Below are 25675 nucleotides of genomic sequence, written 5' to 3'. Positions count from 1 at the left end.
GCTCAGAAATGGTAGCGCAGCGCGAGGCTCGCCTCGTCGACGCGGTCGTGGTCGTTGACGCGCCGCACGAGCTGCAGGCGCAGGCCGAGGTTGGCGCCGAGCACCACTTCGTGGCGCAGCGCGAGCTCGGTTCGCTCCTCGCCGCCGGTGAAATGGTAGTAGTCGGCGCTGGCGAGCGTGATGCCGGCGCCGCTCTCCAGCCTCAGGCCGACGGCCAGGCCGGGGGCGAGGTCCAGGGAATGGTCGAGCGCGTGGTTGGCCTCCAGCCGCCCGGTGCCGAGGGCGTAGAGCAGCAGCGCCGGCCGGGGCGCCCAGCTGCCGCCGAAGCCGGCGTTGGCCTGGGTGGCGAGCACGTCGTCGCCATCGACCCATTGCCGCTCCAGGCCCGCGTTCACCCGCCAGGACCAGCCGCGGAAGAACAGGTCGCGCGCTGCCAGCGAGGTGATCTCGAGCGCGTCGAAGCGCTGCAGCTGCAGGGTGCCGCCTTCCCTGAGCCGCACGACGAAGCGCGCCATGTTGAGCGAGGCGCCGGCGGGATAGCCCGGTGCCGGGTCGAGCAGGTCGTGGTAGCTGATGCGCCACTCCAGGTCGCCGAAGCCCCGCGATTCCTCCAGCCCGGCCGCGACCGCGACCAGCCCGGTGCGGTGGCCGGTCTCCGGTGCCGCCGGCCGTGGCGCCGGCGCCGGTGCCGGTGCGCCCGCCGTCTGTTCCAGGCGCTGCAGCAGTGCGAAATTCCGCCGGCCGAGCGCCTCGGTGGTCGGCGCATGCACGGCGCGGTCGCGCAGGTACTGGTAGGCGACTTCGGCCACCAGCCGCTGGCGCGCGGGGGCCAGCGCGGCAAACGCCCGGGGATCGGCGTCGGGGTCGTCGGCCAGCTGCCGGGCCAGCTGGCGCTCCGCGGCGTCGAGCTGCGCAATCTGCCAGCGCAGCGTGGTGCGCGTGGCCGGCCGCCAGGCGACATCGGCGACCATGCCCGCGTCGATCACGGCGCGCACGGTGTCGATCGGGATCGCGTAGTTCGGGAACCGGTCGGCGAGGTCGTGGCCGGGGCGTGCGACGTCGAGCAGTTCCAGCAGCCGCAGCGAGCAGTTCTCGTCGAAGAAGTAGTAGTCGAAGTTGATGTCGCGCAGTTCCCAGGCATGGGCCAGCAGGCGATCGAGTTCGGCGGCGTCGAGATCGAGGCGGTATTCCCAGAGGTCGCGGCTCTCCAGGCGGGAATACTCGCGCAGCTTCTCGAAGTACGGGCCGGCGGCGAAGCGCCCGGGGTAGCCGCCGAACAGCCCGCGCCAGGCGTAGACGAAGCCGTTCTCGTCGGGCGGCACCGTGGCGCCGAAATTCAGCGCCCAGGAGAGCAGTGGCGTGCGCCGTTCAGGCGTGGCCGAATCGAAGCGCAGGAAGGTGTGCCCGTACATCGACGACGGGCTGTTGAGGTAGCTGGAGGCGAACACCAGCACGGCTTCGCGCACCGCCAGCACGCTCCGCCACTCCTCGTACTCCGGGCAACTGGCGGGCGGCAGCGTGGCGGCCAGCCCCGGCAGGCGTGCGCGGAGCCACTGCGTGCGTGCCGGGAAGCGGCACTGGGTGGCGGCATCGATGCGCAACGCCGCGAGCGTCGCCGCGAGTTCAGCGGCCGGGTCCTGCGCACCGCGCGGGCTGAGGAAGAAACCGGGATCGTCGACGAAGTTGCGCAGCCGGCCGGGAATCCAGGACGGCGTGTAGTGCAGCAGCTGCAACCATTCGCGCTGCCCGGCCAGCGCCGCCACCTCCGGGCCATCGGTGTCGATGACGGGGGCGGCGGGTGCCGCCGCGGCCAGCAGCAGCCCCAGGGCCAGGCCCGCGTGGCGGGCACGGCCGATGCGCGCGGACGGCGGGGGCACCTCGGCGAGCCGCACCGGAGCGGCCCCTGTCGGGGCCGCTCCGGCGGGCCATCAGGTCAGGATACGTAGTGCGCGAGCTGCTCGTGCCCGCGCATCAGTTCCACGACGCGATCGCTCACCTGCTCGGCGGTGACATCGGCCGAGGGAAACAGGGTGGCGAAATTGTCGTGCATCAGCTGCTTGAACGCGGTGCGGTCGGCTTCGTCGACGCCCATGGCGACGGCCACCGCCGTCAGGGCCTCGCCGTCACCACGCGCCACGTCCTCGCTGAACTCGTCCATCACGGCGCCGATGAGCGACTTGCCGCCGTAGGTCAGCTTGCCGTTCGCCGAGCAGCCGTTGGTTCCGGTGGTCATGCCGAAGGTGGCATTGCCGGAAGTGCCGTTGGTGAGGCTGGCGACGATGTGGGCGCCGAGGCCGGACTGCCCGTTCATCAGCATGTTGCCCCAGCCGCAGTTCGGTCCGCCCGGTGCTTCGGCGAACGCCACCGCAGACGTGCCCATGAGGGCCGCAACCATCAAGATTCGCTTCATGTGACCTCCCGTGTGAAACAGAAATCGCGGACCCGCATCATCCCCGGATGATGTATCGCGACCGCGCGGGGGAGACTAGCACAGTCGCGGCATGCCGCGAGCGGCCTGGTGCACGGTCGTGTGACGCCATCGATCCGGTGGGCTGCGCTCAGGGCGTGCGCCAGGCGATTTCCAGATACAGCTCGCGCTCCCGCCCCGGGAAGTAGCGATAGGTTGGAGCCGGGAAGGCGACATAGTCGGCGCGTTCGGCATAGAGCCTGTCGGCCAGGTTGTCGATCCGTGCCGTGAGCGTCCAGTCCGCCGACAGGCGCCAGCTGCCGCGCAGGTTGAGCAGGTCGTGGCCGTCGTAGCGGGTGGTGTTGCCGACATCGAGGCTGTAGCTGCCGATATGGACCCACTCCAGCTCGGCGGTGGCGCGGCCCCGGGCGAAGCCGAGATGCGCGCTGCCGAGCGTGCGCGGTGCCGTGTCGATGTCTTCGCCGGAACGAATCGGCTCACCGCCGGGCGTGACGGCATCGAAGGCGTAGGTCTGGCGGGAGTAGCTGCCGGCCAGTCCGGCATAGAGGCCGGATGACCATTGCCGCTGCGCCTGCAGTTCCAGGCCACGGTGGCGCGTGCGGCCGTCGCCGACGTTGAAGCGGCTGGCGTCCTGGAAGATGACATGGTGCTTCTTCATGGTGTAGCCGACGGCCTCGATGCGGGTGGTGGCGCTCAGCCAGTGCAGGCCCAGCTCCGCGCTGTCCAGCGTCTCGGATTCCAGGTCGGCGCGCACCTGCTGCGATTGCAGGCGATAGAGCTCGGCCGCCTGCGGCGGGCGGAAGCCGCGGGCGAGGCTCGCATAGGCCGACAGGCCTGGCGTGATGTGCCACAACAGGCCGGCGTTCGGCGCCAGGTTGAAGAAGTCGTCCTGCCGGTCGGCCGGCCGGCTGTAGCGGCAGGGACCCGGGGTGCACGGCGTGCCATCGTCACGCGTGTTGCCATCGATCATGTGGTTGTCGTAGTCGTAGCGCATCATCTCGGCGCGCAGGCCGGCCTCGGCGAACCAGCCGGTGCCGAGCGGCAGCCGCAGCTGAGCGAAGCCGCCGGCAAGGTAGCTGGTGGCGTCGTAGTCGTAGTGGCGGCCGGCCGGCAGGCTGCCGATGCCGGAATCGCCGGCCTGGGTTTCCTTCAGGTAGCCGCGGGCGAGCTCGAGGTCGACGCCGGAGGTGAGTGCCCGGCCGCCGCCGAGCGGGACGTGGCGGGTGGCCATGAGGCCGGTGCTCCACTGGCCGTTTTCCTCGCGGGGCTTGCCGGGCAGGAAGTGCTGCAGGAAGTCCATGCCCGAGCGGTGCAGCCAGGCGCGCAGGTCCGTGCCGGCCAGCGGCTGCCCCGCGGCCGGCGTGAAGCGCAGGTCGAGCCGCTCGCTGTCGGCCTTGCGGTAGGCCTCGGGATTGAGGTTCTGCCGCCGCAGCGTCTCGTCCTTGTAGGCGTCCTGGCCGACGATGTACCCGGCAGTCTCCTGGTCGAGCACCGTGCCGGCGAAACCGGCTTCCAGCGTTCCGGCGGCGCTGTCGTGTGCGAGCCGGAAGAAGCCCTTGGCCTGGTCGTAGCCGGCATCGTCGCGGAAGTCGCCGTCGTGGTTGAGCAGCAGGCCGGCCACCGCCGCGTCATCGCCGAGCGGGCCGCGCCACTGGCCGATGCCGCGCCAGTAATCGTATGGCCCCGCCTCGAGGCTCCCGGAGAATCCCGCCGGTCCACCGGGCGCGGGCAGCAGGAAGTTCAGCGTGCCGTGCAGGCCGTTGGCGCCGTAGGCGGCCTTCGCCGGTCCGCGTACCACTTCCATGGCGATCGCCTGCTCGGTGAGGATCTCGAACAGCTCGTTGACGTTGCAGAATCCTGCGGGCCTTACCGGGATGCCATCTTCCAGCATGAGGAAGGCACCGCAGGAGCCGGGGCCGGTGAGCACCGGCGAGCGGATCGCCGGCAGGCTTTCCTGGCCCGAGCCGCGCTCCAGCCAGGTGCCGGCAGCCTGCATGCCGAGCTCCACCGGATGCGTGGCGCCGACCAGGCCGATGCGCCCGGCGTCGATGCGCGCGGTGTTGCCGAGCAGGTCGATGCCGGCAACCGGTTCGCGGGTGGCGGTGACGAGGATCTGCGGGGAGAGGGGCCCGTCGCTGCCCGCGGCGGTGGCGCTGGCCAGCCAGCACGCCAGCAGGACCGTGGCCAGTGCCCTGCCAGGATGCGACCGGCCCCGCACGCGCGGTCAGCGCTCGATCGGTTCCAGCACCACGCTCGGCAGGTCGCTGCCGCGCGAGTAGCGATGCCGCGAGCCCATGTCCTGCAGCACGCTGTCGCGTTCGGCACGGGTGGCGTACCAGTGCTCGGTGTGCCAGCCGGCATCCACGAGCCGTGTGAAGGGATCCTCCGGCGGCGCGCTGACGCGGATGCCGAAGCGCAGTTCCTTGGCCGGCGGGTGGCTGGCGTTGTTGGGCTGGGAAACTTCCACTGTCATCACTCCTGCCTTGCCCGGCTGTCGTGCCCGAGCCAGCCGCGAAGTCTGCGGCCGAGCGGCTGCAAGGTCCAGCGCCAGGCGCGTGCCGCGGCACTGGGCCGGGCCAGCAGCCGGCGCTGCCGCGCGGTGAGCCGGTCGGGGCAGTACTGGCGCTTGTGCTTGAGGAGGTGGCGCAGGTCCTCGCGCGCCATCAGCCGGAACAGCCGTCCTCGGCCGGGATCGATCCAGGCGAGCTGGAAGTCGATGAGCGCAGGCGCGCCGGCATCTGTCACCAGCCAGTTCGGCTCGCGGGCGAGGTCGTTGTGGGCCACGCCGCGCCGGTGCATGCGCACCAGCAGCCGCAGCGCGAAGCGGTAGTAGGCCGGGTCCACGGGCCGGGCTTCGCGCAGGGTGCGGCCAGCGATGGCACTGCGGGTCAGTCGCCGGCCGTCCCAGCCGAGCAGGCGGGGGACGCCATCGAGGCCGGCCAGCCGCCGCAGCGCCCGCGCTTCCCGGGCCGCCAGGCGGCGCGACAGCGGCCGGGCCCACCAGCGGGCCGCGTCCGTGTCACGGCAGGCCACCGCCGGCTCACCCGGGAGCAGGACGACGGTGCCGAGGATGGCGGTACTCTGGATGGGCATGACAACCGGCCGGGGAAACACGCAGAATCCGGGCGATCCCCCGTCTGCAACCGGCACGCACAGCGGTGCCGGCATGAGGAGTCACCATGTCAGAGCATACCGCCCTGGTCCGCTGGCAGAACACCGGCGATGCCATGGAGCCCGAGGACTATCCGCGCGACCACCGCTGGGAATTCGCCGGCGGCCCCGTCGTGCCCGCATCCGCCGCGCCGGCCTACAAGGGTGGCGCCGGCTGCATCGATCCCGAGGAGGCGCTGGTGGCCGCGGTCTCCTCCTGTCACATGCTGACCTTCCTGGCGATCGCCGCCAGGAAGAAACTCGTCGTCGTCAGTTACCGGGACCAGGCCGTCGGCCACCTGGAAAAGGACGCCGACGGGCGGCTGGCGATCACCCGCATCGAACTCAGGCCCGTGGTGGAATTCGCCGCCGGCATGCAGCCCGGCGCCGAAGACCTGCGGCGACTGCACGAGTCCGCCCACCGCAACTGCTTCATTGCCCATTCCATCAGGGCGAGCGTGACGGTGGCGTAGGCGGCTGGCACGGCACGAACCCGCCGCCCCATGGGGTTTGAACATACTATTCCCACAAGCGGCGGTGATGGGTTACATTCGGGATGCTGGCGATGAGGATGCCAGCCGTTGTGACGGGGGCGCCGAGGGAGTCGCAACAACCATTTTGGGGAGGGCCGAAGATGGCCGCAGGATTCGTGATGCAGGGGCGCAGTCTGCTGGTGGCCGGGTGTGCGGCATTGATGCTGGGCACCGGCCTGGGCAGCGAGGCGATTGCGCAGGAGACGAAAGCCAAAGGCACGCTGGACGAAATCATCGTCACCACGACCAAGCGCGAGGAGACGCTGCAGAGCGTGCCCATCTCGGTCGGGGTCATCGGCGGCCAGGCGATCGAGGAGTTCGGCCTGAAGGGCCTGGAAGACGTACAGAACTACGTGCCCAACCTGGTCATCCAGGAAACCCTCGGCAGCTACTCCATCCGCATCCGCGGCATCGGCTCGGGCGCCAGCCAGCTTTCCTTCGTGAGCGCGGTCGGCACGTTCACCGACGGCGTCTACTGCGGGCGGCCACGCTGCTTCCAGAACCCGCTGTTCGACGTCGCGCGCATCGAGGTGGTCCGTGGCCCGCAGGGTGCGCTGTTCGGCAAGAACACCATCGCCGGCGCGGTGAGCACCATCTCGAACGGCCCGACCGAGGACCTGTATGCCGAGGTCAGCACCGGGGTTGAAGTGGCCGAGGGCGGCTACAACCTCAAGGGCATCCTCTCGGGTCCGATCACCGATACGCTCGGCTTCCGGGTGGCGGCCCAGGGTGAGTACCTGGACGGCTACGTCAAGAACACCACCACGGGCAAGGACGAGAATGCCGTGGATTCGCAACTGATCCGCGGCATCCTCGAGTGGAAGCCGACGGATAACCTGCGGGTGCAGTTGAAGGCCGAGCAGAGCAGCCGGGACTATGATGGTTACACCAACCAGTTGATCGCCTGGGGCGGCAATCCCGGTACCGCTTACTACAACCCGCTGACGGCCGGCGTGCCGTTTTCCAAGGTCGAAAAGCTCGACTGGAAGACCTCGGCGCTGGTGATCTGGCCGGATGGCCAGTACGACAACACCGATGGCTCGAACTATGCGCTGCAGGCCGACTGGGATATCGGCGGTTTCACCCTGACGTCGATCACCGGCGCCGTCGGCTTCGACTTCAAGCGGCGGACGGCAGCGACGGTCGCCACCGTGCTGGCGATCGACAGCCAGATCATGGAGGACTACGAGCAGTACAGCCAGGAACTGCGCCTGCTGTCGCCCACCGGCGGGGTGTTCGACTACGTCATTGGTGCCTACTACTCCAAGGACAACTCGAAGATCGAGCAGACCGGTGTCTACATGCCGTCGTTCGGCACGCTGTACACCAACCCGCCGAACCTCGACAGCATGAGCTTCGGCGCAACCCCGCGCTCCTACCGGGGCGAGGGTGACAGCTATTCGGCCTACGCTACCGGCACCTTCCATTTCATGGATGATCAGCTGCGGACCATCCTCGGCCTGCGCCTCGGCAAGGACACGATGGATGCGCACTCCTGGATCAGGAACAGCACCTACAGCCGGGTCACCGACTCGACAACGCCCATCGGTCCGCCCGGACAGCTGGGCGCCAACTATCCGGAGTTCAACCTCTATGGTGACCGCGAGGAGCGCTACACGCTGCCGTCTCTCACCGTCCAGTACGACCTGACCGACGAGATCATGAGCTACATCTCCTATGGAGAGGGCTTCAAGGCCGGCGGGTTCATTGCCAACGACCAGCTGGTCGGCGCGAACGTGCTCGCCCAGGTCGCCGCCACCACGGTGGGCGGTGTCAGTTCCTGGGCCATGGAATACGCCGGCATGCCGACCATCACGCCGGCGCAGCTGCAATCCGGGGTCTGGCTGAAGCAGAACAACGGTGTCTGGGACTACAAGCCGGAGAAGTCGGAGAGCTGGGAGCTCGGCGCCAAGATGAAGTTCCTCGATGGCGCCCTGAACTGGAACATCGCGCTGTTCCACACGGAGTTCAAGAACATGCAGTCGTCCCAGTACGACGGCATCCGCTTCATCACCCGCAATGCCGCCCAGGCCACCACCAAGGGCATCGAGACCGATATCCAGTGGCGGGCGACAGACAACCTCACGCTGGGCTTCAGTGGTGGCTATGTCGATGCCACCTATGACGAGTACAAGAACACCTTCTGCAAGGTCATCAAGGAGGATGGCACCCTGGCGGTACCGGGCTGCACCAACGGCAACGGCGACCTGTCCGGCGAGCCGCTGGAGCGGACGCCGAAGGTCGAGGGCACGCTGACCGCCGACTGGGACAGCCAGATCAGCTCGTCGCTGCGGCTGCTGGTCAACGGTGCGGTTTCCTATTCGGGTGACTACTTCATCACGCAGGACATGTCGCCCCTGTACGAGCAAGGCAAGTTCACCAAGATCGACCTGCGACTGGCCCTGGCCGACGTCGATGACCGCTGGGAGGCAGCGATCATCGGCCGCAACATCACCGACCAGGAGACGATCAACCATGCGTTCCAGGTGGGACGGGCCCATGCGGCATCGGTGTCTACTCCGCGGTACGTCACCCTGCAGGGCACCTGGAGGTTCCGCTAGAACGAGGCAGGAACGGCATCGACAAGTCGAAGGGCGGGCATTGTGCCCGCCCTTCTTTTTGGTTCATCGCAGGCTGGCGGGGTAATGGCCTGTCGTCGGCTCTCCAGGGCAGCGGGAGAGCCGGGATGGAACGGGAAGTCATCGACCACCCTCGTCGAGGGCATCAACAACCGCATCAAGGTCATCGAGCGGATGGCCTACGGCTTCCGCGACCAGGAGTACTTCTTCCTCAAGATCCGGGCGGCCTTCCCCGGAGTTGCGCGATGAACCAAAAAAAAGCGGCCCGGGCTTGAAGCAACGGGCCGCAATGCGGAGGAATCGTCGCCGGGGCGGGCTAGAAGACGCCACCTTCGGCCGGGGCGGCGCTGCCGTCCTCGACACCGAAGGTGCGCGCACCGCTCGGGGCCGGGGTGGTCATCTCCGGGTCCGCAGCCGCTGCACGGCTGGCGCCCTGGCCCGGCAGCGCCGGGGCGATGGCCGCCAGGGTGTCGATGAAGCGGCGGCCGGAGGCCTGTGCGGGAATGCTGGTGTCGGTGAGGATCTTCGCGGCGCTGCGCTCGCCCTGGTAGTACTCGCCGTTGGCGTCGCTGTCCATGGACAGCACGCTGCCGTCCAGGGAGACGCCGGCGAAGAAGCCGCGGCTGCGCGCGTAGGAGTAGATCTCGCTCTGCATCTGCAGGTCGGTCGCGGCGCTGGCCTGGCGGCCCACCGGGCCGGCGGCGATGGAGGCATCCCCGCCGAGGGTGATCTTGCCGCTGGACAGGCCGTCCAGGGCGCGCTGGCTCTTGAATACCAGCACCAGGTCCGTGGATTGCAGCCCGGCCTGGAAGCCGATGCTGCCGCCGGCCAGCTGCACGAAGGCCGGGTTGCTCCACTGGCCGTCGGCGCGGCGTGCGACGACGATGCCGCGCCCGTAGGTGCCGCCGAGGACGAAGCCGCCCTTGAGCACGCCGGGGATCACGGCCACCGCGTAGGCCCGGCTGAGCAGGGCCGGGGGCACGGCGTTCTCCGGGATGCGTTTGAGGTCCTGCAGGATCTGGGTGGCGGTATCCACCCGGTAGTCGAGCTCGGAGGCCGTGGCGGCGCTGCTGGCAGCGGCGCAGGCCAGGGCAAGCAGAATGGCAGTCAGTCTCGTCATGGTCGTTCCCTCCTGGTTTGGGAGCTCGCGGACCTTCTTGACGAGACCTTCCGAGCGTTGGCCTTAATTTACTGCAAATCATGCCGTTAGGAAAGAGTCTTTTTAATCGAGGTGAGCGGAGGAGGATAGACCCCTGTCAGGCTTGGGTTGACGCTGGCGAGGCCCGCCGGCCCGGCGGGACGCACCCGGGCGATTGCGACCCCCGGTTGGGCCCTCTAGGATGCCGCGCATGACCGGCGAGGCGACCTTTCCGTGCCGCCTCTGTGGCGGGCGCAACCTGTACTTTTATTTCTCCCTCGGCAACGACGGGCGGTTCCGCTATTACCGCTGCCCCGACTGCGCGCTGGTCAACTACGACCTCGCGACGGGGCTTGACCAGGAACAGTACACCCTCGAGTTCATCGACCCGACCGACGACCGGGCCCCCAGGAACCTCGACAAGGACCAGTCCTGGGCCTTCATCCAGCGCCAGCTGCCCGGCCCAGGGCGGCTGCTGGACATCGGCTGCGGCACCGGCCGCCTGCTGTACCTGGCGCAGCGAGCGGGCTGGCAGGTCAAGGGCCTGGAGCTCTCGCCCGCCATGGCGGCCTTCGTGCAGGACAAGCTCGGCGTAGAGGTGATGGTGGGGGATTTCCTCGCCAGCGATCCGGCACCGGACGATGCCGGGGCATACGACATCGTCTGCCTGCGCCATGTGCTGGAGCACTTGCCCGATGGGCTCGGCGCCATGGCGCGCATCCGCGCCCTGCTGCGCCCGGGCGGGTATTTCCTCGCCGAGATGCCCAATGTCGAGGCGCTGTCGAAGCGCTGGCGGCGCTTCGCCGAGGGCGCCGGGCTGCACCGGCGGCGCTTCCCGCCGGATTTCGTCGCCGGCCACTGCAACGAGTACTCGCGCCGCGCCTTCGGCGAACTCTGCCGGCGCAGCGGCTTCGAGCTGCTGCGCTGGGAGACCTACTCGAAGAAGCCGCTGGCCAACTGGTTCCTCAATCGCGTTGCCGTCGGCACCAAGGCGCGGGCGCTGGCACGGCTCGCCTGAACGGCGGCTCAGCCGCGCGTCGCGGCCTCGGCGTAGGCGGCGCGGGTGGCCTGCGCGGACTTTTCCCAGCTGAAGCCGCGTGCATGGCTGGCCGCCGCGGCGCGCCGGGCGGCGCCCATGTCCAGCGCCCGATCCAGTGCCGCCGCCATGTCGTCGACATCCATGGGATCGGCGATCTCGGCATGACCCGCTGCCACTTCCGGGGCTGCGCCGAGACTGCCCGCCACCACCGGCAGGCCGCAGGCCATGGCTTCGAGAATCGGCAGCCCGAAGCCCTCGTAATAGGTCGGGAACAGCAGTGCGGCCGCCGAGCGGTACAGCGCCTCGATCTCCGCGTCGCTGCAGAAGCCGAGCAGTCGCACCCGGCTCTCCAGGCCAAGCCGGGTGACGGCCTCCATTACCGTCTCGCCGCCGAGCGCCATGGGTCCGGCCAGCGCCAGCATGCGCCCGCGCGCCGCGGCTGACCGGGCGAAGGCCTCGACCATGCGCGCAACGTTCTTGCGCGTGGACACGCGACCGACGAACAGCACGAAGCCGGCCGCCAGGCCATGGCGTGCCGCCACCGCGGGATCGGCCGCTGCGTCGTGGCGGAAGCGCTCCTCGATGCCATGGGGAATGACACGCACGCGCTGCGGGTCGTAGCCGAACAGCTCGAGCAGGTCGCGGCGGGTCACCTCGCTCGGTGCAATGACGAGGTCGGCCGTCTCCCGCAGCTCTTCGTAGGCGCGCTGCTTGCGCGCGCGGAAAGCGGCCGGGGCGAACCAGTCCTCGGCGACCCGCAGGGCGGCAAGGTCGTGCACCGTCACGACGCCGGCCGGCTCCTTCCAGGCGGGCAGCCAGGCCTCGGTGCCGTGCACCACCTCGGGGCGCAGCCAGGGCGAGCGCAGCCAGGGGCCGTGATAGCTGCGCACGGGCAGCTGCGCGGGATTCGGCAGCCAGGCGCGGCGGCGCCAGCGCGAGAGCCGGACCAGCAGCTCCAGGTGGTCGTCGGGAAAGGTCGCGGCGAGCGCTTCGCTCAGGAAGCGCGCGTAATGGGCGACCCCGGTGGGCTCCCGCAGGCAGGCCGTGGTGACTTCGATGCCGATGCGCATGGTCGCTGCCATGCTACAGGAGGGTGGCGTCCCCTGCCGTTCATCGTGCAGGGGGTGGAGAAGCTGCCTGGATCGGCGCCGTGCGGCCTAGATCGTCCCGTTGACGATGGGATTGAAGGCCATCAGTGAATCGCGCAGCGACGGCGGGCCGAGGCCGTGCATGGGGAACTTGCTGGCGAACTGCGCCTGCTCGCCGTGCAGGGCCATGTAGTTGAGCGCCACGGTCTCCACCAGCAGGTTCACATTGTTGGCGGCCGGTGTGCCGGCGGTCTCCACGGAGCCGTCGGCGCGGAACCAGCCGAGCTGCTGGTGGCGCTCCGCCGGCCGGCCGTCGCCGGTGAAGAGCGTGGGGCGGCCGCCCGGGTTGTAGACCAGGAAGAAGCTCGCGGCGGTGTTCTGGTCGTCGCCGGTCCACACGCCCTTGCCGCGGCCATTCGGCGAGTTGTCGAGCATGCCGCTGGAGTTCACCGAGCCGTCGCTGAACACGTAGAGCATCAGCGGCACGCCGACGCGTGCCGCGTACTCCAGGCAGGCGCCCATGCAGGCGCCGGCACGGAAGTCGCGCAGCTCGCCGGTGGAGCGGTCGCCGGTGTGGTAGTCGAAGCCGCCCATGGTGATGGTGCCGGCACCGGCGTAGCCGTTGACGACCATCTTCATCACCGCGGCGGTCTTGCGGAACTCGCCGTCGCCATCGAACTCCGCATCGCTGAAGATGCCGGTGGCGCCCTTGATCTGCGCATCCAGCTCCGGGTTCAGCGCCGAGGGGTTGCCGTAGCGGTCGGTGATCGATGCCGACTTGACGTAGCCGCAGCGCACCAGGTCCTTGATGACCGCATCGGCGCTGACCTTGGTGTCCACACGGCCGAGCTTGCTGTGGCTGATGCGCTCGATGGACTCCATCACCGCCACCGCGTCGTCCTGGTTGAGCAGTCCCACCAGCTTGCCGGTGTCCACCAGGCCGGTGACGTCGCTGGTGCGGTCCACCTTGGTCGGGCGCACCGAGACATCCATGGTGGCGGCGGGGGCCATGGAGTTGCCGCCGGAATCCGAGCTCTGCGAGCCGATCAGGGTCAGCAGCTCGCCATCCGCGCCCGCGCGCCAGATGGCATACATCGGGTTGTGCGGATTGTTGCCGGTGTCGTTCTCCGAGCGCGCCGGGATCACAGCGCCGTTGATCGCGGCCATGGTGCCGGCCGAGAGGCGGGTCTTCATGCCGCGCAGGAACGAGCTGTCGCTGTGGAAGGCGAGGCCGAGCGTCGTGTCGATGAAGCCGGGCGCCGCCGGGGTCATGTCACCGGGCAGGCCGAGCTTGCCGTAGCCCGCGGTGGTGAGGAAGTCCTGCTGGCCGCCCTGCTGGCCGACCAGCACGCTGGAGCCGGCGATATTGGCGCCGCCCGCCAGGTCGAAGCAGATGAAGGGGATCTTGCCGGCGCCGAGGTTGGAGATGCCACAGGGACCGAGCAGTGCCTGGATATCCGGCGAGAGCGCGGCATGGGCCGCCCTCGGGTCGGCGAACAGGCTGAACAGCGAAGCCCCGGCCACCACGGCGCCACCCCTGGCGAAGCCCTGGGCGATGAACTCCCGCCGGCTCACCGGGCGGCGATGATCCGGGTGCCGCAGTGGCTGGTCCAGGCCGAATCCCTTGCGATTGCGCGTCATGACTTGTGCCTCGTTCCGTCCTACTGCACCAGCATGCCGGCGCTGCCGAGCGCGGCGGCACAGCTGGCCTTGACCACCACGGGGGTGCGGTCCGCGGCGCAGCTGCCGCCGCAGGCCGTGAGCCGGTCCATGAGATTGTCGAGTTCCGTCTTCATCTCCACCGAAGGCTGCGAGGCCAGGTTGCTGTTGAGCACCTTCGCCACCAGCGGATCCAGCACCAGGTCGCGCTCGCCCGCGGTGTCGAAGGCCTGGCTGGCGGGCAGGGCGAAGTTGAAGCCCGGGAAGAAGGCGGTACGCAGCGGCACGCTGTCCACCAGCGCGTTGCAGTACTCGATGGCGAGCTGCGCCACGCCCACCTGGTGCGCCGAGAGGAAGCCCTCGATGCTCTCGACGGCGGGCAGCTGCTGCTTGATGGTCGTGAAGGTCTGCTTGACGCCGGTCGCCTGCGTGCTCACGCCCGTCACCTGCGACATGGTGGCGTTGATCTCGTCGAATATGCGCACGCCGATGTCCGGTTGCGGCGGGCCATCCGGCGGCGGCGGGGGCACCAGCACGGCCGGCTCGGTGCGCACGTCGGTATGGGTGCCGAGGACCTCGAAAGTGAGGAAGAACTCGTCGCCATCCGGTCCGAGGTTGAGCGGGATCACCGTGCCCACGCCGCCGAGCGACTGCCCGGATGCGCCGATGGTGGTGTCGAGGTTGACGTAGGCCTGGCCCACCTGGGACTCGACGCCATTGACGCCGATGCGCATGGCCTTCACCGGGACGTTCAGCGTCGGCGGCGAATCCGAGAGCACGATGAACAACGGCTTCTGGAACAGGTAGCTGTAGGTGTCGAAGCGCGCCACCTCGAACATGACGTAGGCATCCGGCACGTTGACCTGGCTGGCCACCGAGAACAGCAGGAAGTACTTCTCGCCGACGCCGACCGCGAGGTTCTGCTGCACCTGGGCCTGGGTCAGCGCGCGGTTGTGGATGGCCACCATGCGCAGCACGCCCTTCCACTGGCGGTCGCCGGAGACCTCGTTGCCGAGCACGAAGGCGAAGGTGTCGTCCCAGTCGTTGAGGTTGTCGCCGCCCAGCGGGTCTGCGTCGCCGGTGTACTCGCCGTTGACGTAGATGCGCCGGCCGTTGACCTGGTCGTAGGTCACCACCACGTGCTGCAGCGTCGCCTGCAGGCGACGCGCGGCGTCGGCCGTGGACAGGCGCGGCTCGCCGTTGCCGTCGCTGAGCGCGTTGCGGTTGAGGAAGTCGTAGTTGTAGAGCGTCTGGCCGAGGGTGAAGTTGCGCGCCGTGGTGCCGGCCGAGTAGCTGACGATGCGCGCGTCCTCCTGGGTGACGTTGCCCGGGGCGACCCAGGCTTCGATGGAGTACTCGCCGGTGGCGCCGATCAGGTCGCGCAGCTTGCGGCTGGCGGTGGTCGAGCCCTGGGCCTTGCCGGACTTGACGCTGATGCCCCAGCCGCCGACCCAGCTGATCTCGCCGGACAGCGTCAGGTTGATCGCCGGGTTGACACCGCTGGTGTCGAAGGCGGTGGTGCCCGAGCCCTCCTTGAATTCCCAGAGGGCGATCTGGCTGGCCTCGTAGCGGTTGCCGCCGCTGGCCACCGTGCCGTCGGTGAGCTTCAGCGCCTTGCTCACCACGAGGTTGGCGGCCACGCCGGTTACCGGCACCTGGGCGGCGAAGGCTTCGATGGCCGCCTGCATCTCGGCGGAGTTGGCCGCGCAGTCGCTCCAGCAGTTGTGGAACTCGTCGCGCAGGCGCACCACCAGGCGCGACTGGTCGGGGTGGTCGAGGTTGATCTTCGCCTTCGCCGCCGCGTAGGCCGCCGCCAGGTCCGGGTCGGCGAAGAACGGCTGCTCGGGCGTGCGTGCCGTGGAGCTGTGGCAGGCCGCGCAGTACTCGGTGAGGATTGGCTCGTAGAGCAGCGTCTGGAACAGCGTCGGGTCGGCCGGGAAGGCACGGCTCTGGCCCACATCCTTGATCACCGGCGGCTGGATGTTGATCTGCCGGCTGCCCACCGCGCCGCTCGGGTTGGCCCAGTTCTCGATCCACTGGGCGATGATGTCGGAGCAGGCGCCCAGGCTCGCGCCATCGCTGCCGAGCCAGCAGTGGTGGCCACCGGCCACCTTCTGCGCCAGCTGCGAGGAGGGCGGGTCGCTGCGGTTCACCACGGTGTTGGCCGCCTCGTAGGCGAGGTTGACGTTGTCCTCGCGCGCGAACTGCGGCGCCTGGCCGCCCGCCTCGTGGCAGGAGCCGCAATCGGCCGGCGTGCCTTCGCGCACGTTGGCCCACAGCGCCGACATGAAGGCCTGGATATCGCTGGTCTGCGGTGGCGGACCGCCGTAGGAGGACACGCCCGGATTGCCGCCTGAGAGGTTCGGCTTGCCCACCACGTCGGCGCCGCCGCCGCCGCAGGCGGCAAGCAGCACGGCGGCGGAGGCGGCCAGCAGCGCGCGACGCAGGGCCGGGAACAGCTGCAGCAGGGTCATGCTTGCCTCGATGCGTTTCATGCTCAGTCCCCCTTGCAGTACACGGCCGCCTCGGCGAACGTGCGCTTGAGCTTGAAGCCGTTGGCCCTGAGGGAGCTGACCATGGTGTCGACCTGCCCGCGGTCGGCGCCGTTCGCCGGGTCGCGCAGGCAGACGTTGCGGAACACCTTCTGTACCTGGCAGCGTGCGAAGGCATCGCTGTTGGCCAGCTCCGCGCCGAGCGAGGCCGCGCCCTGGCCCGAACCGCTGCTGCCGCTGCCGCTGGCTGCCCAGCCCAGCACGCGGTTCTGCCCGCGACGCCAGTAGTTGACCCAGTGGTCGTCCTGGGTGACGTAGCCGGTCTTGAAGTTGTCGGCGTTGATGAGGAACTTCGGCTGCACCTGGCCGGGCGTGTACACCAGCCGCCCGGCGACCTGGTCCCAGTTGTAGTAGGCGAAGGCCTGCGTCATCGGGTCCAGCCCGGTGTGGCAGCCTGCGCAGGCATTGAGGTACACGCGGCTGTCACCGCCGGGTGAGCGCGAGACGTCCTGTGGTATGCGATCCACCGGCAGCGAGGGATCCTTGAGCTCTTCGAGGTCCTTGCACAGGTGGTTGAGTACCGTGAAACGGAACATGGCGCGGTTGGTGCCCGCGATGAAGAACGCCTCGGAGGCGGCGCGGGTGCTGAGCACGCCGGCGATCGCCGCGGCCGGCAGGTCGGTGACGGCCGTCTGCGTGGTCTGCACCAGGCCGGTCTTGAGGTCCGCACCCTGGTCGTCCATGGCCTGGTAGTGCGCATTGCTGGTCATGGAGTAGGCCGGCAGCCCCAGCCCGGGGCCGCCGACGTAGAGGATGTTGGCCGACAGCACGGTGTTGAATGGCACGTCGTCGCGCACCATGCCGACGATGGTGGCGGTGTAATCGTTCAGCGGCACGAACACCGACTGCGCCTTGTTGGTCCAGGGCGCGGCGAAGTTCTTCAGCGTGACGTTGTAGAACGACGGCGACTCCATGGCCGTGAAGGCCGCGGCCATGGCATTGCCGCCGGAGATGTCGGCCGCCATCGCATCCAGGGTCGCCGCCGTGGGCGGTACCCCCGACAAGCGGTCATGGATGCGCTTGGCCTGTTCGCGCGCGCCTGCCAGCGCGCTGCCGCTGGCCAGCACCAGCAGCAGGCCCAGCACCAGGCCGCGCGCAGCAAGCCGCCCGCGGCCGCCGGCCACGGGGTCCGTGATGCATGTCCCAAGCGAAGCCCGCGAGGGCTTCCGCGTACACCCGCCGTTCATAGCACCCGTCCGCACACAACAGCGCATTGCGCGCTGCGGGGAAGTGTAGGCCCCCGGTGACCATCCCCTTCTGTGATCGCCTTAACAGTCCGCTCATTTCGCCATGCATTACGTTAGCTCCGCTGCGTCTGTCCGCGCCGCGCGGGCTCAGACTTTCCGCGGGTGTTGGATTAATGCGGGTGTGTGCCATGGCGTACCGGCTGCGGGGCGAATGCGTGCGTATTGACTGGATGAAGACGGCTCTCCTGCTGTGGGCGGGCGCCATGCTCGGCGCCTGCGGTGGCGGTGGCGTCGGCGTCGGCAGCGGGCAGGGGCCCGACCCCGTGGTGCCGGACGTCGCCATCGCCTATGTGGTGCGGCCACTTCCCGCCAACGGACAGGGCCAGCTCGTCGCCGCCGATGCGCGCCGGCTGCGTACCTTTCATCCGGGTGCCGATCTCTGGGTGCGCGAGCGCGCCGCGCCCTCCGCGGCGGCGCGCAATGTCACCGGCAGCCTCACCCAGGGCCGGTACGACATCCGCGATCTTGAAACCTCGTGGGACGGCGAGCGGGTGATCTTCGCCATGTGCGGGCCCATCGATCCGGATGCCGACGACGAGGACCAGCCGAAGTGGGGCATCTGGGAGTACGACCGTGTGCGCGACGTGCTGCGCCGGGTCATCGACTCTGATGTCATCGCCGCGGCGGGCCACGATGTGGCGCCGCATTACCTGCCCGACGGCCGCATCCTCTTCTCCTCCACGCGCCAGCGCCAGACCGGCGCGGTGCTGGTGGACGAGGGCAAGCCGCAGTATGCCGGCCTCGAGGAGGACCGTCGCGAGCCCGCGTTCGTGCTGCACGTGATGGATGCCGATGGCGGCAACATCCACCAGGTCTCCTTCAACCAGAGTCATGATCTCGACCCGACGGTGCTGTCCACCGGCGAAGTGGCCTTCACCCGCTGGGACAATGCCGGCAGCGTCGGCGAGATGTCGCTCTACAGGATGAATCCCGACGGCACCGGCCTGCAGCTCCTCTACGGCGCCAACAGCCACGCCACCGGCACCGGCGGCGCCACGGTGCAGTTCCTGCAGCCACGCGAGATGGCCGATGGCCGCCTGCTGACCATCCTGCGTCCGTTCAGCGCGCCGAGCCAGGGCGGCAACCTGGTGGCCATCGACACCGCGCGCTACGTCGACAACACGCAGCCGCTGGCCGCCGACATCGGCATCCTCACCGGTCCGGCACAGGCGGCCGCCACCGTGAACGATGCGCTGACCGACGGCAGCATCTCCCCGCGCGGCGCCTACGCTGCTGCGTATCCGCTCCACGACGGCACCGGCCGGCTGCTCGTCAGCTGGAGCCAGTGCCGGGTTCTCGATGCCGGACGGCCGATGCCCTGCACGCCGGAGCGACTGGCCGTTGCCGGAGTCCAGGCGGCGCCGCCGGTCTACGGCATCTGGGTCTACGACCCGCGCGACAGCACGCAGCTGCCGGTGGTCGCGCCCGTGGAGGGCGTCATGGTCAGTGACGTGGTGGCCTTCGAATCACAGCCGCTGCCGCCGGTGATCTTCGACAAGGAAAGCACCGGCGAGCTCGATCCCGAGCTGCTGGCGGAGGGCGTGGGCCTGATCCGCATCCGCAGCGTCTACGACATCGACGGCACGGCTTCGCGCGACATCGCCACCACCGCCGATCCGTCCCTGACCACCGCGGACCAGCGCCCGGCACGCTTCCTGCGCCTGGAGAAGGCGGTGGCCATCCCGGACCGCACGGTGCGCGACTTCGACAACTCCGCCTTCGGCGCCTCGGCCGGGCAGGGCATGCGCGAGATCCTCGGCTACACCATGGTGGAGCCCGACGGCTCGGTGGTGGTCAAGGTGCCGGCCAACGTGCCGGTGGCGCTGAGCGTGCTCGACGCCCAGGGGCGACGCATCAGCGCGCGCCACCAGAACTGGCTGCAGCTGCGCGCCGGCGAGGTGCGCAGCTGCAATGGCTGCCACAATCCTTCCTCGCAGCTCTCCCATGGTCGCGACGGCCTGTTCGACAGCGCCTGGCCGGGGGCGGCACTCGACGGGCAGCCATTCCCGCATGCGAACCCGGCGCTGTTCGCCGACAGCGGCGAGACCATGGCCGATGCCCGTGCGCGCATCTCCTGCGCCACCGACTGCGCGGCCATCACGCCCGGCGTGGACCTGCGCTTCGACGATGTCTGGACCGACGCCGTGGCTTCGGGCCGCGCCCCCGACGCCAGTTTCGCCTGGCGCTACGCGGATCTCTCCACGCCCGCGCCCGCCAGCGCCGCCTGCCTCGCCGCGTGGACGCCCCAGTGCCGCATCACCATCAACTACGAGACCCACATCCACCCGCTGTGGTCGGTGAACCGCCAGGTCGTCGACGGCAACAACGTGGTGGTGGCCGACCACAGCTGCACCAGCTGCCACAACGTGGTGGATGGCAATGGCGCGGCGCAGGTGCCTGCGGGTCAGCTCGACCTCTCGGCCGGTGCCTCCGATCTGCGCCCGGAGTTCTTCAAGTCCTACGTGGAGCTGTTCTTCGGCGACAACGAGCAGGAGCTCAACGGCGGCGCGCTGCAGGACGTGCTGGTGCAGGTCGGCGTCGACCCCGACACCGGCGATCCGATCTTCGCGCCGGTGCCGGTGAGCGCGGTGATGTCGACGGCGGGATCGCTGCAGTCGCCCGGGTTCTTCAACCGCTTCCTCGCCGGCGGCAGTCACGCCGGCTGGCTCAGTGGAGCCGAACTCAAGCTGCTGGCCGAGTGGGTGGACCTCGGCGGCCAGTACTACAACAACCCCTTCGACGCTCCGCTGAACTGAGGCTGCATGCCAACCAGGATCCTCATCGCCCTGCTGGCCGCGCTTGTCCTGGTGGCACCCGCTTATGCAAAGCCCGCGACCCTCGAGGTGGTGGTGGCGGAGCCCTACCTGGAGATGCACACCGGGCCGGGGCGCGGCTACCCGGTATTCCACGTGGCTGATCGCGGCTCGAAGATCGAGGTGCTGAAGCGGCGCACCGACTGGTTCAAGGTGCGCACCGACCGCGGCGTCACCGGCTGGGTGCGTGACGAGCAGCTGGCGCAGACCCTCCGGGAGAGCGGAGAGCCGCTGGTCATCACCGACCCGGGCTGGGACGACTTCGCCAGCCGCCGCTGGGAGACCTCCCTCAGCCTCGGGGATTTCGACGGCGCCAGCTCCATCTCCCTGACCGGTGCCTGGCGCATGTCGGCCAACCTCTCGGTGGAGCTGCTGGCCGCCCAGCTGAGCGGCGAATACTCCGATGGCTGGATGGCCGGGCTGCGGCTGGTGCACACGCCGTTCCCCGACTGGCGGATCTCTCCCTACCTGCTGCTCGGCACCGGCGTGCTCAGCATCAGCCCGCGCGCCAGCCTGGTGAGCACGGAGGACCGCACCGACCAGTACGGCCAGGCCGGGCTGGGCCTGCGCGCCTACCTGACCAGGCGCTTCATGTTCCGCGCCGAGTACACGGGCGACATCGTCTTCACCAGCCGCGACGACAACGAGGAAGTGGAAGAATGGAAAGCAGGATTCGCGTTTTTCTTCTGAGGGCCGCGCTGCTGGGCATCGCCGCGGCGGCTGCCGGCGGCTGCGCCAGCCGCTCGCTGGACCGCGAGGCCGAGGCCGACCAGGCGCGCCCGGTGATCGACCCGCAGGTCGAGCGCCGTGATGTCAGCCGTCCCAGGGTCGACACCGAGGACTTCGAGCTCGGTGGCTATGTCGGCTTCCTCAGCGTCGAGGACTTCGGCAGCAACACCGTGTACGGGGCGCGGCTGGCCTACCACATCACCGAGGGACTGTTCGCCGAAGCCACCTGGGGCACGAGCGATGCCGGCAAGACCAGCTACGAGATCCTCTCCGGCAGCAGCGCGCCCCTGCTCACCGACGACGAGCGCCAGTTCCAGTACTACGACGTTTCGCTCGGCTACAACCTGCTCCCGGGCGAGGTGTTCATCGGCCGCAACCACGCCTTCAACAGCGCGCTCTACCTGCTGGTCGGCGCCGGCAACACCCGCTTCGCCGGCGACGACTACTTCACCTTCACCTACGGTGCCGGCTACCGGGTGCTGGCCCTCGACTGGCTGGCGCTGCATTTCACCGTCCGCGACCACATGTTCGACATCGACATCACCGGCGAGGACAAGTCCACGCACAACATCGAGTTCACCCTGGGCGCCACGGTGTTCTTCTGAGGAGGAGGGCAGATATGCAATCGATGACACGCGCAACCGCCATGCCCGCCGCGCTCGCCGCGCTGCTGCTGGTGCTGCCGCTGGCGGCGCCCGCCGCGCCCGCCACCGCGCCGGCGCCCGACTTCAGCCTGCCGGCCCGTGCCGGTGGCGATGTTTCCCTCGCCAGCCTCAGGGGCCAGGTCGTGCTGGTGAACTTCTGGGCTACCTGGTGCGGCCCCTGCCGCAAGGAGATGCCGCTGCTCGAGCAGATCTACCAGCGCTACAGGGGCCTCGGCTTCACGCTGCTCGCCGTCAACGTCGAGGAAGACAGCGCCGGCGCCGACCGCTGGCTCAAGGACACGCCGGTGACCTTCCCCGTCCTCTTCGACCGCGACAACCACGTCAGCAAGCTCTATCAGGTCACCGCCATGCCCAGCACCGTCATCATCGACCGCAAGGGTCAGGTCCGCTTCATCCACTACGGCTACACGCCCGGCACCGAGGACCAGTACCAGGACCAGGTCCGCAGCCTCATCCGGGAGAAGTCATGACACCGCGCGTCCTCGTCCTCGCCCTGCTCGCCATGGCCGCAACCGGCTGTGGCATCCAGCCCTGGGTCAAGCCCTACGAGCGTGACCGCCTCGCCGATCCCATCATGAGCTGGGACCGCAACCCCGTCTCCGCCGCCTACACGCACCACGTGCTCGAGGCGCGCGAAGCCGCCCGCGGCGCCACCGGCAGCAGCGGCGGCGGCTGCGGCTGCAACTAGGAAGAGCGATATGGAAAGGAACCTCGACGTGGAACGGGCCGGAGGCCGCTGCCCTCCGAACCAGGCGAGTATCGGGGAGCGGCTGCGGAGGGCTGCGGCCGCAAGGCCCGCCGCTGCGCTCGCCATCCTCCTCTGCGCGAGCCTCGGTGTCCGCGCAGGCGTCCTCCCCGAGGACCGCGCCGACGTCCTCTACCACTACTACGACGGCGGCGGCGTGCAGATCGACGGCCCCTCCATCCTGGTCCGCAAGAGCGCCGGCCAGGACCTCTCCTTCAACGCCAACTACTACGTCGACACCGTCAGCAGCGCCTCCATCGATGTCGTCACCCAGGCCAGCCCCTACAGCGAGGAGCGCAAGGAAACGACACTCGGCATGGACTACCTGCGCGGCGACACCACCCTGAGCGCCGCCTGGACCCGCAGCGATGAAAGCGACTACCAGGCCACCACCTGGAACCTCGGCCTCAGCCAGGAAGTCTTCGGCGGCCTCACCACCGTCTCCATGGGCTACGGGCGCGGCGCCGACGACGTCGGCAAGCGCGACTCGGACTTCAGCCAGCCCGCCGACCACTGGCGCTACCGCCTCGGCCTCTCGCAGATCCTCACCCGCAACCTGATCGCCAGCATCGACTACGAGTCGGTGGCGGACGAGGGCTTCCTCAACAACCCCTACCGGCGCGTGCGCTACGCCGACGGCAGCAGCGCCACCGGCTACAGCTACCAGGACGAGGTCTACCCCCGGACGCGCGACAGCAACGCTGTCGCGCTGCGCCTGCGCTACTTCCTGCCCTACCGCGCGGCGGTGTCGGCCGGATACCGCTACTACGACGACAGCTGGGGCATCGGTGCCTCCACCTACGAAGTGGGCTACACCCACCCCTGGCGGCGCTGGACCTTCGATGTCGGCTACCGCTACTACACGCAGGAGGCTGCGGACTTCTACAGCGACCTGTTTCCCTACGCCGACGCGCAGAACTTCCTGGCGCGGGACAAGGAGCTCAGCACTTTCGGCAGCCAGGCACTGCGCTTCGCGGTGGGCTACGAGGTGCCGATCCACTTCACCCGGATGCTGGACAAGGGGTCGGTGAACCTGGTCTACGACCACTTCATGTACAGCTACGACGATTTCCGCGACATCCGCGGCAGCGGCGCCACCCCGGGCAGCGAGCCACTGTACAGCTTCTCCGCCGGCGTGCTGCAGCTGTTCTTCTCGCTCTGGTTCTGAGCCCGTGCGCTGGGGTACGCTGGCGGCCCCCGCAGGCTGCTGGCGTCGCTGCAATGCTGATCCCCGACCGGTCCTTCGCGATTTTCGCTGCCATCCTCGCCCTCGGCTGCAGCGCGGCGGCGCACGCCGCCTGGTATGCCGACAGCCAGGACAAGATGGGCACGCGCATCGATGTCGAGATCTGGCACGAGAGCGAGCCCGAGGCGCGTGCACTGATTGCCGCGGCCATGGCCGAGTTCGACCGCATCGAGGCGGAGATGAGCACCTTCCGGCCGGACTCGGAGATCTCCCGCGTCAATGCCCGCGCCGCGGATGGCCCGGTGCCGGTGAGCGCCGAGCTCTACGGGCTGGTGGCACGCTCGCTGGAGATGTCGGTACTCTCGCAGGGTGCCTTCGACATCACCTTCGACAGCGTCGGCCAGCTCTACGACTACCGCCGCCGCATCAAGCCGACGGATGCCGAGATCGCCGCGCGCCTGCCGGAGATCAACTACCGCCATGTGGTGCTCGATCCGGCCGCTCACAGCATCCGCTTCACCATGCCCGGCACCCGCATCAATCTCGGCGGCATCGCCAAGGGCTACTCGGTGGAACGGGTCATCGCCCGGCTGCGCGCCGCCGGTGTGCAGCACGCGCTGGCGACCGCCGGCGGCGACACGCGCCTGCTGGGTGATCACCACGGCGCGCCGTGGATCGTCGGTATCCGCGATCCGGACGATGTCAGCAAGCTGGTGACGCGCCTGGCGCTGGTCGACGAGGCGATCTCGACCTCGGGTGACTACGAGCGCTACTTCATCGAAGGGGGCAAGCGCATCCACCACATCATCGATCCGCGTACCGGCAAGTCGGCCAGCGGCGTGCGCAGCGTGACCATCGTCGGCCCCGATGCGGTGATGACCGAGGGGCTGACGAAGACGGTCTTCATCAAGGGCCCGGACCAGGGCCTCGCCATCGTCGCCTCGGTGCTTGGCTACGAAGCGGTGGTCGTCGACGACCAGCGCCGGGTGCGCTACTCGAAGGGCCTCGCCTCGGGCAGCGGCAAGCGCTAGCGGGCGGGCAGTCGCCGCCGGATCACGCCGAGCAGGCCGAGCGCCGAGCCGAGCAGCCAGGCCGCGGCGGGCACCGGGACCACGGCATTGCCACCGAAGAAGGCGCTGGAAATCTCGCCGGGACCGGGATCCATGTCGTCGAAGCCGGCGACGTGGGCCGCGAAGTACCAGGCTCCCTGGGCACCGCCGGAGCCGGCCACCGCATAGTCGCCGACGACGTCGCCCGTGATACCGGTGATGCGGAAGGCCAGCGGGTTCTGCCGGTTGCTGCCGGTGCCGCCCTCGGTGACCTCGTAGGAGCCGAAGCCGTCCATGTTGCCGGAGCCTGTCGACCAGCCCGATGGGCCGACGATGTTGGCGCCCGTCAGGGTCTGGGTGGAGTTGAAGCCGAATTTCTGGATGCCGAAGTTGCTGCCGGCGTCCATGGTCAGCGAGGCGAGAGGCGTCACCAGGAATTCGATGTCCCCCGGATGCAGCGTGCTGTCGGAGATCGTCACCTGGAGATAAGGCGTGCCATCGGGCCAAGCCACCTCGGTGTTGCTCTGGTCCATGTAGAAGCTGAGCGACGCGGCCTGCGTCGCGCCCGCGGCCAGCAGCAGCGGTACCAGGGTCATGGGCAGGAATCGCTTGATCATGAAGGCGTCCCCCGTCTCGTCGCTTCTTTTGTCCGCTCCGGGCGGTGTTCAGCCGACCCCGGAGCGTCGTTTGGCCGACAGTGCGCCTGTCGCCCGGCGAGCGCAAGCAGAAAAACAATCCATTTGACGTAATCCGGGCACCGGGCCGGATTGCCGCCGCAACTCGCCCGGCGCGGTGGCCGGTGCCGGCAAACGGTGACCGCAATCACAGGCATTGTGTCCAAGCCCTGCCACCATTCCCGCCGGGAGGATGCCCGCCACGGGCGCGCGTCCTCCTGATGTTTCATGGGCAAACCCGCTGCGAGGCGGGGACGCAAAGCCTCCGGTCCGCGGCCTGCCTGTCGGCAGGGCTGCCGGATAGCGGGGTTGCCGGTGATCCGCCCGCTGCTGATGGCGTGCGCTGCCGTGTCGTCCCGATCCTCCGCTGCGTGGGCCCGCAGGCCAACCCGGGACGCAGC

At 69.2% G+C, this 25675-nt stretch carries 21 protein-coding genes, 1 pseudogene and 1 riboswitch; of the genes and pseudogenes, 11 read left to right on the top strand and 11 right to left on the bottom strand.

Going from position 1 to position 25675, the window contains the following annotated elements; translation table 11 throughout:
- Positions 1-2: 2 nt before the first annotated feature.
- The 5 genes from HRU81_08350 to HRU81_08330 form a co-directional block, all read right to left on the bottom strand.
- Positions 3-1892: a DUF4105 domain-containing protein gene (locus HRU81_08350; protein ID QOJ32105.1), complete on the bottom strand. Its 1890-nt coding sequence runs from the start codon at positions 1890-1892 to the stop codon at positions 3-5.
- Between the two features lie 41 nt (positions 1893-1933).
- Positions 1934-2410: a DUF3015 domain-containing protein gene (locus tag HRU81_08345; protein ID QOJ32104.1), complete on the bottom strand. Its 477-nt coding sequence runs from the start codon at positions 2408-2410 to the stop codon at positions 1934-1936.
- Positions 2411-2558: 148 nt separating this feature from the next.
- Entirely contained in the window at positions 2559-4646 is a 2088-nt protein-coding gene (locus HRU81_08340; GenBank protein ID QOJ32103.1) for a TonB-dependent receptor, read from the bottom strand.
- A 6-nt stretch (positions 4647-4652) separates the two neighbouring features.
- Positions 4653-4895: a hypothetical protein gene (locus HRU81_08335; protein QOJ32102.1), complete on the bottom strand. Its 243-nt coding sequence runs from the start codon at positions 4893-4895 to the stop codon at positions 4653-4655.
- A 5-nt stretch (positions 4896-4900) separates the two neighbouring features.
- Positions 4901-5521 (bottom strand): serine/threonine protein kinase, encoded by a 621-nt coding sequence (locus tag HRU81_08330; GenBank protein QOJ32101.1) that lies wholly within the window; start codon positions 5519-5521, stop codon positions 4901-4903.
- Positions 5522-5607: 86 nt separating this feature from the next.
- Here HRU81_08330 and HRU81_08325 point away from each other — a divergent pair, with 86 nt between their 5' ends.
- The 3 genes and pseudogenes from HRU81_08325 (at position 5608) to HRU81_08315 (ending at position 8939) form a co-directional block, all read left to right on the top strand.
- Positions 5608-6051 carry an OsmC family protein gene (locus tag HRU81_08325; protein QOJ32100.1) on the top strand — a complete coding sequence of 148 codons (444 nt, stop codon included), beginning with the start codon at positions 5608-5610 and terminating at the stop codon, positions 6049-6051.
- 161 nt (positions 6052-6212) lie between these two features.
- The gene (locus tag HRU81_08320) at positions 6213-8672 is read left to right on the top strand and encodes a TonB-dependent receptor (protein ID QOJ32099.1); all 2460 of its coding nucleotides are present in this window, start codon (positions 6213-6215) and stop codon (positions 8670-8672) included.
- Between the two features lie 141 nt (positions 8673-8813).
- Positions 8814-8939, top strand: a pseudogene (locus tag HRU81_08315) (transposase).
- 67 nt (positions 8940-9006) lie between these two features.
- Here the strand turns inward: HRU81_08315 and HRU81_08310 are convergent.
- Entirely contained in the window at positions 9007-9810 is an 804-nt protein-coding gene (locus HRU81_08310) for a lipid-binding SYLF domain-containing protein (protein ID QOJ32098.1), read from the bottom strand.
- A 229-nt stretch (positions 9811-10039) separates the two neighbouring features.
- On the opposite strand from HRU81_08310, the gene HRU81_08305 reads away from it, so the two are divergent.
- Complete coding sequence (locus HRU81_08305; protein QOJ32097.1) at positions 10040-10846, top strand: class I SAM-dependent methyltransferase; 807 nt, start codon at positions 10040-10042, stop codon at positions 10844-10846.
- 8 nt (positions 10847-10854) lie between these two features.
- On the opposite strand, the gene HRU81_08300 is transcribed toward HRU81_08305, so the two are convergent.
- From HRU81_08300 to HRU81_08285, 4 genes are all read right to left on the bottom strand, one after another.
- Positions 10855-11937, bottom strand: coding sequence for a glycosyltransferase family 4 protein (locus HRU81_08300; GenBank protein QOJ32096.1), 1083 nt, complete (start codon positions 11935-11937; stop codon positions 10855-10857).
- A gap of 87 nt (positions 11938-12024) precedes the next feature.
- Positions 12025-13596: a general secretion pathway protein GspF gene (locus HRU81_08295; protein QOJ32095.1), complete on the bottom strand. Its 1572-nt coding sequence runs from the start codon at positions 13594-13596 to the stop codon at positions 12025-12027.
- 20 nt (positions 13597-13616) lie between these two features.
- Complete coding sequence (locus HRU81_08290; GenBank protein ID QOJ33345.1) at positions 13617-16088, bottom strand: LamG domain-containing protein; 2472 nt, start codon at positions 16086-16088, stop codon at positions 13617-13619.
- 23 nt (positions 16089-16111) lie between these two features.
- A complete protein-coding gene (locus tag HRU81_08285; protein ID QOJ33344.1) occupies positions 16112-17254 on the bottom strand; it encodes a hypothetical protein in 1143 nt (380 codons plus the stop codon).
- A 362-nt stretch (positions 17255-17616) separates the two neighbouring features.
- On the opposite strand from HRU81_08285, the gene HRU81_08280 reads away from it, so the two are divergent.
- From HRU81_08280 to HRU81_08250, 7 genes are read left to right on the top strand one after another with little or no spacing between them, the layout of a single operon-like run.
- A complete protein-coding gene (locus tag HRU81_08280) occupies positions 17617-20169 on the top strand; it encodes a hypothetical protein (protein QOJ33343.1) in 2553 nt (850 codons plus the stop codon).
- Between the two features lie 6 nt (positions 20170-20175).
- Complete coding sequence (locus tag HRU81_08275) at positions 20176-20916, top strand: SH3 domain-containing protein (protein QOJ32094.1); 741 nt, start codon at positions 20176-20178, stop codon at positions 20914-20916.
- Positions 20886-21560 (top strand): outer membrane beta-barrel domain-containing protein, encoded by a 675-nt coding sequence (locus tag HRU81_08270; protein QOJ32093.1) that lies wholly within the window; start codon positions 20886-20888, stop codon positions 21558-21560. The genes HRU81_08275 and HRU81_08270 overlap by 31 nt, the downstream gene beginning before the upstream one ends.
- Before the next feature lie 41 nt (positions 21561-21601).
- Positions 21602-22090 carry a TlpA family protein disulfide reductase gene (locus tag HRU81_08265; protein QOJ33342.1) on the top strand — a complete coding sequence of 163 codons (489 nt, stop codon included), beginning with the start codon at positions 21602-21604 and terminating at the stop codon, positions 22088-22090.
- Positions 22087-22308, top strand: a complete 222-nt coding sequence (locus HRU81_08260; GenBank protein QOJ32092.1) for a DUF4266 domain-containing protein — start codon at positions 22087-22089, stop codon at positions 22306-22308. Before HRU81_08265 ends, HRU81_08260 begins: the two co-directional genes overlap by 4 nt.
- Positions 22309-22318: 10 nt before the next feature.
- A complete protein-coding gene (locus tag HRU81_08255) occupies positions 22319-23533 on the top strand; it encodes a DUF3570 domain-containing protein (GenBank protein ID QOJ32091.1) in 1215 nt (404 codons plus the stop codon).
- Between the two features lie 53 nt (positions 23534-23586).
- Positions 23587-24582 (top strand): FAD:protein FMN transferase, encoded by a 996-nt coding sequence (locus HRU81_08250; protein ID QOJ32090.1) that lies wholly within the window; start codon positions 23587-23589, stop codon positions 24580-24582.
- On the opposite strand, the gene HRU81_08245 is transcribed toward HRU81_08250, so the two are convergent.
- A complete protein-coding gene (locus HRU81_08245; GenBank protein QOJ32089.1) occupies positions 24579-25217 on the bottom strand; it encodes a hypothetical protein in 639 nt (212 codons plus the stop codon). The two genes, HRU81_08250 and HRU81_08245, sit on opposite strands and share 4 nt — an antisense overlap.
- Before the next feature lie 278 nt (positions 25218-25495).
- Positions 25496-25591, top strand: a riboswitch (cyclic di-GMP riboswitch).
- The last annotated feature ends 84 nt before the right edge of the window (positions 25592-25675 follow it).

The sequence above is a fragment of the Gammaproteobacteria bacterium genome, from assembly GCA_015709695.1.
Lineage (GTDB): Bacteria > Pseudomonadota > Gammaproteobacteria > Steroidobacterales.
This window is presented reverse-complemented; position numbering and strand designations above follow the sequence as displayed.

Bases quoted from the DNA above. Each gene is read 5' to 3' on its own strand.
- HRU81_08325 (QOJ32100.1), top strand. From the start codon at position 5,608: ATGTCAGAGCATACCGCCCTGGTCCGCTGGCAGAACACCGGCGATGCC.
- HRU81_08280 (QOJ33343.1), top strand. From the start codon at position 17,617: ATGCTCGGCGCCTGCGGTGGCGGTGGCGTCGGCGTCGGCAGCGGGCAG.
- HRU81_08245 (QOJ32089.1), bottom strand. From the start codon at position 25,217: ATGATCAAGCGATTCCTGCCCATGACCCTGGTACCGCTGCTGCTGGCC.
- HRU81_08275 (QOJ32094.1), top strand. From the start codon at position 20,176: ATGCCAACCAGGATCCTCATCGCCCTGCTGGCCGCGCTTGTCCTGGTG.
- HRU81_08330 (QOJ32101.1), bottom strand. From the start codon at position 5,521: ATGCCCATCCAGAGTACCGCCATCCTCGGCACCGTCGTCCTGCTCCCG.
- HRU81_08270 (QOJ32093.1), top strand. From the start codon at position 20,886: ATGGAAAGCAGGATTCGCGTTTTTCTTCTGAGGGCCGCGCTGCTGGGC.
- HRU81_08320 (QOJ32099.1), top strand. From the start codon at position 6,213: ATGGCCGCAGGATTCGTGATGCAGGGGCGCAGTCTGCTGGTGGCCGGG.
- HRU81_08310 (QOJ32098.1), bottom strand. From the start codon at position 9,810: ATGACGAGACTGACTGCCATTCTGCTTGCCCTGGCCTGCGCCGCTGCC.
- HRU81_08260 (QOJ32092.1), top strand. From the start codon at position 22,087: ATGACACCGCGCGTCCTCGTCCTCGCCCTGCTCGCCATGGCCGCAACC.
- HRU81_08290 (QOJ33345.1), bottom strand. From the start codon at position 16,088: ATGACCCTGCTGCAGCTGTTCCCGGCCCTGCGTCGCGCGCTGCTGGCC.
- HRU81_08255 (QOJ32091.1), top strand. From the start codon at position 22,319: ATGGAAAGGAACCTCGACGTGGAACGGGCCGGAGGCCGCTGCCCTCCG.
- HRU81_08300 (QOJ32096.1), bottom strand. From the start codon at position 11,937: ATGCGCATCGGCATCGAAGTCACCACGGCCTGCCTGCGGGAGCCCACC.
- HRU81_08265 (QOJ33342.1), top strand. From the start codon at position 21,602: ATGCCCGCCGCGCTCGCCGCGCTGCTGCTGGTGCTGCCGCTGGCGGCG.
- HRU81_08250 (QOJ32090.1), top strand. From the start codon at position 23,587: ATGCTGATCCCCGACCGGTCCTTCGCGATTTTCGCTGCCATCCTCGCC.
- HRU81_08295 (QOJ32095.1), bottom strand. From the start codon at position 13,596: ATGACGCGCAATCGCAAGGGATTCGGCCTGGACCAGCCACTGCGGCAC.
- HRU81_08305 (QOJ32097.1), top strand. From the start codon at position 10,040: ATGACCGGCGAGGCGACCTTTCCGTGCCGCCTCTGTGGCGGGCGCAAC.
- HRU81_08345 (QOJ32104.1), bottom strand. From the start codon at position 2,410: ATGAAGCGAATCTTGATGGTTGCGGCCCTCATGGGCACGTCTGCGGTG.